Here is an 8052-nt window from a genome sequence, read left to right as displayed (position 1 = left end):
TGTTCGTTTTTGAACTTTAATAATATACACCGCTTTTTTTATCCTGTCAAGATGCTATTAATCTTTTAATCATTATTATCTTCTATCTTAACCAATAACGTAATCTCTTTTTACAAATCTGTTTTCTCCTTCATAGTTCCTCTCATTTTTCCATTAAATACACTTCATTTCCGTGTTCCTTTATTATTTCTATTAAGTCATTTGTTTTAAGCCATACTGTTGCTGTATTATCATTTGGATGAACACCAATTATTCCCTGCCCGTCAAGCAGACATTTATCAATATAGACTTTTATTTTTCTTTCTTCATCGTTTAAAATTCCCAAAGGTGTAACTGCCCCCGGATGTAATCCTATCATCTTAACCATATCATTTTCTGATACAAAACTTAGCGGACGTGTTTCATATACATTTCTAAATGTTTTTAAATCTACACGTTTATCACCTTTTACTGTTATTAGATAAAAATTCTTCTTTTTGTCATCACGTATAAATATGTTTTTCGCATCACCATCCGGATAAGGTATCTCAACATCTGCTAAATCTGCCATATTATAGACTGCTTTATGTTCTGTAATTTCATGCCATATATTTTTTTCATTTAAATAACTATAAATTTCCTGTTTGTCCATTTTGATTCCTCTACTTTAATTTCTAACAAATTTCATCATAATATTGTATCACATATTTATAATAAATTTGTGGATTTGTCGGAGCCGGCGGTGGCATGATGATGTTACTTATATTAACCTCAGTCCTTGGATATGAATTAAAAACTGCAGTCGGAACAAGTGTATTTATTATGGCATTTACTGCCTTTGCCGGAGCTACTTCTCACTTTACAATCGGCGATGTTCCTGATTTAACTGTATGGATTTTATGTATATTATTTACCTTATTGTGTGCTAGAATTGCTGCTGTTTTTGCAAATAAAGCAACACGTAAATTCTCCATTATCGCCTGTTATAATAGCTGTCTCATAAAATTTCTTCACAGCCTTTATCATTAATTCTGTATCTTTTATTCCTGCCGTCTCGTATGGTGAATGCATTGCAAGCTGTGCAAGTCCTATATCTACTGTATTAAGTGATACATGACTGTTTGAAATATTTCCAAGAGTTGAGCCTCCCGGAATATCTGAGCGATTTACATATGACTGAACAGGCACTTCCGCTTTTTTGCAAATTTCCTTAAATATTGCTGCCGATACTGCATCTGTTGTATATTTTTGATTTGCATTATATTTAATAACAATTCCTTTATTCATATATGGTCTGTTTGTTGGGTCAGCTTTTTCCTTATAATTAGGATGTACCGCATGAGCGTTATCTGCTGAAAGCATAAATGATGATGCACACGCTCTTATAAAATCTTCATTGTCTTTTCCCTTACACATTGAAATTCGTGAAAGTACATCTGTAAGAAATGATGAATCCGCTCCCTGTTTTGTAGTACTTCCAACTTCCTCGTTGTCAAAAACAGCACATACATTTACGCTTTCTTTATTTGTTTCTTTGCTTTTAATCAACGCATTTATGCAACTATATGCACACATCACGTCATCTAGTCTTGGAACTGATATAAATTCATTATCTGCTCCCCATACAGTTCCTTTCTCTCTGTTGTATAAAAATAAATCTGCACTAACAATAGAATCTGTATCTGTATTTGCTTCTTTTGCAATTATTTTTTCAAATTTATTTTTAGCTGATATTTCACCAAATAAAGGTATCATATCTTTTTGTGGATTATATTTAATTCCACTATTTGCATCTCTGTTCATATGAATTGCCAGATTAGGAATAACACACAAATCCCTATCTATATCTATAAGAACAGATTTTAATGTTGTTCCTTCTTTTACAATAACACGTCCTGCAACTGAAAGCGGTCTGTCAAGCCATGGTGCCATCAACATTCCGCCATATTTTTCTACATTTAATGTTACATAACTATTATCTTCTACCATCTCAGGATTTTCTTTTATTTTAAACGCCGGCGAATCACTATGTGCTGCTGCTATCTGAAAATTATAAAATTCTTCTTTTTCAGGCATGCAAAATGCAATTATTGATGAATCATTTCTCGTTACATAGTATTTTCCATTCGTTTTTAACTTCCATTTATCTCTTTCATTTAATTTGGTAAATCCTGATTTTTCAAGCATTTTTGCAAAGTTCTTTACTACATGAAATGCTGTTGGACTATTTTTTATAAAATCTATTAATTTATTTGATGTATTTATATCTTTTTTATTATTCATTAATATATTGTAACCTCCTATAAATCTAAATATTTATAATTATTAAAATTTAATAAAAATACAATAAGTGTTATCGCATACCATACTATTTTAGCGACAACACCTATTATTCTAATTTTCTTTAGTTAAATAGTCAATTTCTATACCATTTTTTTAATAAACTGTCTGTAAAATATATATCCAACTGCACTTGTTATAATTTCAGTTATTGGAAATGTTAGCCAAAACAAGTTGAGTCCGAATCTCGAAAATAAATATCCCAATGGCACAAATAAGAATACTGTTCTAATTACTGTTAATGCTGAACTCTTAAAACTATATCCCACTGCCTGAAAAAATACAGGAAATATTAGCGACGTAACCATAGGAATAAATCCAACTCCTATAAATCTAAACCCTACCCTTCCAATCTCTATTACTAAAGGGTCTGAAGTAAATACATGTAACATTTGGGCCGGAACTAATACGAAACATATTGTTCCAACTGCCATTAATGCCCATCCAAATATTATTGAAGTAAATAATGTCTTTTTACATCTATCTATATTCTTTGCCGCATAATTAAAACTTATTACGGGAACTATACATGTCTGCATTGCTCCAAGTGGAATAAAGAAAAATGTCTGCCACTTATAATAAAGTCCAAGTGTAGTTACTGCCTGGTCTGAAAATGTCGCTAATATTAAATTAAGTCCTAATATATAAAAAGTATACGCTGACTGCATTAATATATTAGGAAGCCCCATCTGAAATATTTTTTTAATATACTGAGGGTATAATTTCTTTGACGGTGATTTTCTATAACCCTTTTTCCAAACAATTATTGCTGCCACTATCTGTCCTGCCACTGTTGCAATTGCAGCTCCTCCAATACCCATTTCAGGCAATCCAAACATTCCGAATATTAGCAATGGATCAATAATAATATTTGTAATTGTTCCTATCACCTGAGCTATCATAGGCGTTTTCATATCTCCATTTGCCTGAATCAGAATATTTTCCCACGAATAAACTATCTACAATATTGTATAAAGCCTGTATAAGTTGTGCAAACATTACAGGCGGTGCAAGTTTAAATAAAATTTTACTAATCTTTTCCTGTCCAAAAAATTCTGTTGTATCTGTTTTATTCATAACTTTTCCTCATAATTTTCATTTCAAATCAGCTTCATTTTAGTCTTATAAAAAATCATTGTCAACAGACTTATTTGCAAATCGAGTAGGAGGGAAAATTAAATAAATTTTCCCGACCTCTCACACCACCGTGCGTCAGACAGTCTGACACGCCCATGGTGCGCAAACAAAAAGAACAGAAACTCTTAACTTCAGAATCTCTGTTCTTCAACATTTCTTTTTTATTTTGTAAACATATTAAGTAAGCCTGTTGACTGCAAGAATAAAATAATCATAATTAATGGCATAATATATTTTATCATGACATTATATAATTTTTTACGTGAGAACTTCTCTCCATTTAACTCCATTTCATCTGCAATCCATGACGGCTTCATAATCCAACCAATAAGTATCGCTGATAGCAATGAAATAAATGGCATAAGGAAACTGTTACTAATATAATCCATAATATCTAAAAGCTGTCCTGTGCTTCCATTTGGAAGTTTAACTTCTACATAGAAAATGCTATATCCTAAAGCGATAACTGCTGTTGCAATTAAATAAATAATAGATAGAATTCCTGTAGTTTTCTTTCTGTCTGCATGGAAAATTTCCATACAATTTGCAACGATTGATTCTAACACGGAAATACATGAAGTTAATGCCGCAAATCCTGCTAATACAAAGAAAATAAGTCCTACAATTCTTCCTGCAAATCCCATTCTATAAAATACATTTGGAAGTGATACAAACATAAGTCCCGGCCCTGCTGACATTCCATCAAGACCTGAGAAAACAAATACAGCAGGAATAATCATCATACCGGCTAAGAAAGCTACTGCCGTATCCATAATTTCAATCTGAGATACTGCTTTATTTAAATTAACATCTTTCTTAACATATGAACCATATGTAATCATAATACCCATTGATACACTTAATGAGAAGAATAACTGACTCATTGCATCTAATGAAATCTGTAAAAATTTCTGTACGGTAATACCTGACATATCAGGTTTTAAATAAACCTTTAATCCCTGAAGACCTGTTCTAACTGTTCCATCATCTAAAGTTGTTTTTAACGTTAATGAGAAAATTGCTATTCCGATTACTAGAAGTAAAAGTACCGGCATAACGAATTTAGAAACTCTCTCAATACCTTTTTCAACTCCGTTATAAACTATAATTGCTGTTAAAAGCATAAAAATAATGCCAAACCATACTGAAGAAGATGAAGAAATAAAGTTTGTAAAACAATTGTCCGCTACTGCATCTTTTCCTGAACCGAAAATATAAATAGTCATATACTTAAGAATCCATCCACCGATTACAGCATAATAAGTCATAATTAATACTGGAACAAAAAATGTAATAACCCCTAAAAACTTCCACTTCTTTCTCATTGACTGATATGCATATATCGCACTCTTTCCTGTCTTACGACCAATTGCAATATCAGTTGTTAATAATGTAAAACCTACTGTCAATACAAGCACCAAATATATGATAATGAAAAGTCCTCCACCATCCTTTGCTGCCAAATATGGGAATCTCCAAAGATTTCCTACACCTACAGCACTTCCTGCCGCAGCAAGTACAAATCCTATCTGCCCACTAAACCCGTTTTTTTGTTTCATAATTTTATTACCTCATAATTTTTTATTTCCACTTAAATAAATTAAGTCGCTGTATTTAAAGGTAACATATTTTTAAACATTTAACAATATATAACGTCTTTGATTTAAGATATTATTTATTTTTTCCAGTATTCTGGTGTCACATCTCTATTTAAACTTTTCAACATTTCTCTATCACTTCGGATTGTTGCGCATGCTACAGTTGTAAGCATATCGCCCGTGATACTTGCCGATGCACCTGATTCAAATGCTGTCTCCCCATCGTTTGTAAGCAATGCTCTTCCGGCTGCCAAACGAATATTTGCTTCCGGATTAATATAACGGAAAAATGCTATTGTTCTTAATATTTCATTTTCTGTAAGCATTGGAAGATTCTCAAGTGGTGTTCCCTTTATTGGCATAAGCGCATTTATTGGAATTGAATCAATTTCAAGTTCAGCAAGACTAATCGCCATATCTAACCTGTCTTCCCATGTTTCTCCCATTCCGATAATTCCACCCGAACATGCACACATTCCTTCTGCCTTTACCTTTTTCAACGTTTCTATCTTCTGTTCATAAGTATGTGTTGTGCAAATATTAGGAAAATTACGTTTTGATGTTTCTATATTATGATGATAGCTTGTGACACCTGCCATATGAAGTCTATGTAACTGCTCCTCATTTAAAAATCCCATCGATGCACACAAATCAATTTTACACTGTGACTTCATCGTCTCATATGCATGAATCGCTTTGTCAAATTCTTCTCCCGTCAAAGCTCTGCCGGCTGTTACAATCGAAAAACGATCCACTCCTTCTCTCTCATTCAGCTTACATGCATCTAATATTTTTTCTGTTGGAAGAAAATCATACGTTTCACAACTTGTATGATAATGTGCAGACTGTGCACAGTATTTGCAATCCTCAGGACATCTTCCACTTCTTCCATTAATTATTGAGCACAAATCCACTTTATCCCCTATATAATATTCACGTATTGCATCTGCGCCCTTACAAAGTTCCTCTAAATCACAATTTAAAAAGACAGACAAATCATCTTCTCTTGATATTCGTCTGCCTTTTATAATCTCCTGTGCCAAATCTAACATATTCATCTTTTAATCTCCTCCTGTAATCTGTATTGCCCCCTCCCTTCGGTCAGCGGCTATTCGTCGGAAACATTTATAGAAAATGAACTATGTTCATTATGTTTCCTCCTGTATCATCAAAATTCGTTTAACTTATTACATAGTACATTAAAAGAGTTTCTATTGTCAACTACACTTTATTTGTTAGTTGACAATCATCTTATGCTATTTGACTATTATTATATGTTTTGTATTAATTTAGTACTTTGCTTCATTTAATTTAATCAATAAATTTTATTTAATATAAAATACTCTATTTACTTTTCTCTTTGCTGCCTTCGGTATTTCTCCATCTGCATAACCTAAAGCACAATGTCCTATTCCTACGTATTCTCCTGAAATACCTAGTGATTTAAGAAGTTCTTTTCCCCACTCAGTTTCAAATTCTTCTTTTGCACGATGAATCCAACAACTTCCAATACCTAAATCATGTGCTGCTAACATAAGATTGCCCATTACAAGACTTCCATCATAAATTCCTGTTGGCCAGTCCTTTCTTGCTAAAACAATTAGCATTGCAGGTGCTCCATAAAATGGATCAAATCCTTCTTCCCAGCCACCGATTTTTCTGTTCATTTCAGCTATTTCATCTCTTAATTCTTTTTTTGTCACCTGAATAATTATCGTGTTCTGAGTTCCTTTTCCACTAGCTGCATATAATCCTGCCTCGATAATCTGGTCAAGAATTTCCTGCGGAACCATGTCCGCCTTATACTTACGAATACTTCTTCTTTCCTTCATTTCTTTTAATACTTCGCTCATTTTGTTTCCTCCTATAAATTTATACTACTTTGTATATAATAAATTTCATCCCAAGTTTTTTCCAACTCCGATGTTATAGCACGCAAATCTACTCTTTCCCATTCCATGATACTAACTCCTTGTGGGTAAAATACAATTTAACAATTTCTATTTTAGCACATCTTATTTAAATAACAAATCTCTCTCTTACACAACACGTTTTTGTAATAAAATACACCTCTACAATCCCCTGACAAATTTTTAAATAAAATAATTTGTCTAAAAAAAGACTACGATTCCTTTGCCAATTAAGTTGGTATCGCAGTCTTCCCATATTTTAATTCATTAGCATTTATATCTAATCCAAATCGCGTCACTTTCAAACTTCTTTACATCCATTAATTGCACATCATTTTGGTATGTAGCTAATTATCTAAACCTGACTTTAGGTCAAGTATTTTTCACCAATATTTTTTCTTTATTTTATACCATGTAACATATGCTTATTAATAAACTTATTACTTAAAAAGAGCCTGCACTCATAAGAATACAGACTCTTTGCTTTACTTATTTTTTCATTTTAATTTTTCGCTTAGACCATTTACCATAATAAGTTATTCCATTTACAACCTTATATGCTCTTACTCTAATATAGTACTTTTTGTTAGCTTTAAGTTTTTTAATTGTAAATTTAGCTTTCTTATATTTTTTAGTCTTTGCTTTCTTAAATTTCTTTGATTTTGATATCTTTATCTGATATCCATTTACACCTTTTGCAGCTCTAAGTTTGATTTTTGCTTTTTTAGCACTTCTCTTCTTGATTGCTTTTTTAATTTTTACTTTAGGTACTTTTACATTACCTACTGAAGAGTTTGTTGTTACATTGCCATTATCTTTTATCACTGCATTTGTAGTTGTTGTGCCTTCATTTTTTCCGTTTTCGGTTGTTGTAACCTGCTGTGGCTCTGTTGTTCCAGATTTTGTTATTTCATCATTCTTAGTTGTCGCCTCAGATGCCTTTGTTGTTTCAGGTGTCTTAGTTGTTGTCTCTGCCACCTTAGTTGTTGTTTCAGATGGCTTTGTTGTCTCTGCCACCTTAGTTGTTTCAGGTGTCTTAGTTGTTGTCTCTGCCACCTTAGTTGTTGTTTCAGGTGCCTTTGTTGTTG

At 32.4% G+C, this 8052-nt stretch carries 7 protein-coding genes and 2 pseudogenes; 1 reads left to right on the top strand and 8 read right to left on the bottom strand.

All coding sequences use genetic code 11. The features are described 5' to 3' along the window. Nucleotides 1-142: 142 nt before the first annotated feature. Nucleotides 143-631 (bottom strand): prolyl-tRNA synthetase associated domain-containing protein, encoded by a 489-nt coding sequence (locus ABMA45_RS01250; RefSeq protein WP_022088066.1) that lies wholly within the window; start codon nucleotides 629-631, stop codon nucleotides 143-145. A gap of 65 nt (nucleotides 632-696) precedes the next feature. Between ABMA45_RS01250 and ABMA45_RS01245 the strand changes: the two are divergent. Continuing rightward, a pseudogene (locus ABMA45_RS01245) lies at nucleotides 697-939 on the top strand (TSUP family transporter); the annotation flags it as partial. On the opposite strand, the gene ABMA45_RS01240 reads toward ABMA45_RS01245, so the two are convergent. From ABMA45_RS01240 to ABMA45_RS01210, 7 genes and pseudogenes are all read right to left on the bottom strand, one after another. Continuing rightward, nucleotides 895-2262, bottom strand: a complete 1368-nt coding sequence (locus ABMA45_RS01240; protein ID WP_022088064.1) for a M18 family aminopeptidase — start codon at nucleotides 2260-2262, stop codon at nucleotides 895-897. The pseudogene ABMA45_RS01245 and the gene ABMA45_RS01240 overlap by 45 nt on opposite strands. A gap of 140 nt (nucleotides 2263-2402) precedes the next feature. After that, entirely contained in the window at nucleotides 2403-3221 is an 819-nt protein-coding gene (locus ABMA45_RS01235; RefSeq protein ID WP_022088063.1) for an MATE family efflux transporter, read from the bottom strand. After that, nucleotides 3178-3396, bottom strand: a complete 219-nt coding sequence (locus ABMA45_RS01230) for a hypothetical protein (protein ID WP_022088062.1) — start codon at nucleotides 3394-3396, stop codon at nucleotides 3178-3180. Before ABMA45_RS01230 ends, ABMA45_RS01235 begins: the two co-directional genes overlap by 44 nt. Before the next feature lie 221 nt (nucleotides 3397-3617). Beyond that, the gene (locus tag ABMA45_RS01225) at nucleotides 3618-5015 is read right to left on the bottom strand and encodes a sodium-dependent transporter (protein WP_022088061.1); all 1398 of its coding nucleotides are present in this window, start codon (nucleotides 5013-5015) and stop codon (nucleotides 3618-3620) included. Nucleotides 5016-5131: 116 nt separating this feature from the next. Then, nucleotides 5132-6106, bottom strand: a complete 975-nt coding sequence (gene bioB, locus ABMA45_RS01220) for a biotin synthase BioB (protein WP_347996543.1) — start codon at nucleotides 6104-6106, stop codon at nucleotides 5132-5134. A 273-nt stretch (nucleotides 6107-6379) separates the two neighbouring features. Beyond that, on the bottom strand, nucleotides 6380-6907 hold the full coding sequence (locus ABMA45_RS01215) for a nitroreductase (RefSeq protein WP_022088059.1): 528 nt from the start codon (nucleotides 6905-6907) through the stop codon (nucleotides 6380-6382). 546 nt (nucleotides 6908-7453) lie between these two features. Beyond that, a pseudogene (locus tag ABMA45_RS01210) lies at nucleotides 7454-8052 on the bottom strand (hypothetical protein); the annotation flags it as partial.

The organism is Eubacterium sp. CAG:156 (assembly GCF_000434315.1).
Lineage (GTDB): Bacteria > Bacillota > Clostridia > Lachnospirales > Lachnospiraceae > Eubacterium_U > Eubacterium_U album.
This window is presented reverse-complemented; position numbering and strand designations above follow the sequence as displayed.